Origin of the sequence: Actinomadura sp. 6K520 (genome assembly GCF_004349245.1) — a bacterium.
GTDB lineage: Bacteria > Actinomycetota > Actinomycetes > Streptosporangiales > Streptosporangiaceae > Spirillospora.
The window spans coordinates 1-946 of record NZ_SMLC01000414.1 but is presented as its reverse complement, the minus strand read 5'-3'; the positions used below and the strand labels follow the sequence as shown (position 1 = coordinate 946).

1 pseudogene is annotated in these 946 nt (G+C 76.6%); it reads left to right on the top strand.

The features are described from left to right. Positions 1-56: 56 nt before the first annotated feature. Positions 57-946, top strand: a pseudogene (locus E1289_RS37745) (hypothetical protein); the annotation flags it as partial.

Sequence of the window (946 nt, the reverse complement as noted above, 5' to 3'; positions counted from 1 at the left end):
CCCCCACCCCCACCACCGGCCCGGGCGCCAGTCGAGCACCTGGCTCGACTGCCAGGGTGCGCGGGACGGCGCAGTTGGAGGCGTCCCTACTGCTGGAAGAATCCCGAATCGAAGCGGCGCACCTGGCTCGCCGCCCCGGCGATCACCGCTGGCTGCGCGCCTCGGCCACCGGCCTGGTGCTGGCCGACTTCACTCCCGCACCTTCACCAGGGTCAGCCGGAGCGGGCGGCTCCGCCAGTGCGCGGGCGGCGATGACGCCGTGGGACGCGGGCTGCGCCGCCGCGCTGCTGCTCGCCCGCGTCACCGCCGGAGTACTGGACACCGACGAGACCGCCCCCGTCGCCCGCGCCGTGTCCGAGGTCATCGGCTCGGGCAGGCTGGGGGCACTGGCCGAGTTGTGGTGCCGCGCGCACCGCACCGCCGACCACGACACCGCGGGCATGCTGGAGTTGGGCCGCCTGTGGTGCGACTGCCTGGGCATCGACCCGGACCAGCCTCCGCCCCCACCCGAAACCGGCCCCGGCGCCCAGGCGGCATCGTCGGCGCTGGCGGCGGCCATCACCGCCACCGTGCAGGCCATCACCGACGCCGACGCCCCACCCGCGCCCCTGCCGGGGTCGGACCGCTCGGCCGAGCGGCGCGCCGAAAAGAAGGCACGCGACCAAGCCGACCGCGCCGCGAGCCGAGTGTTCAGCGACCTCCCCGAAGTCACCCCGCACGGCCCCACCAAGATCACCGGCACTAGGGCGGCCACGCCCGCCGAGCAGGCCGCCGCGCGCCGTCTGGCCCGACACCTGCGCAACGCCGCGCACCGCGACCGCGCCACCACCACCCACACCTCGCCGACCCCGCCCGGGCGGCTGCGGATGCGGGAAGCGTTGGCCGCCGACGCCCAGCGCGCCGCCGGAGCCGTCCCGACCGCCGAGCCGTTCACCCGCACCTGTCT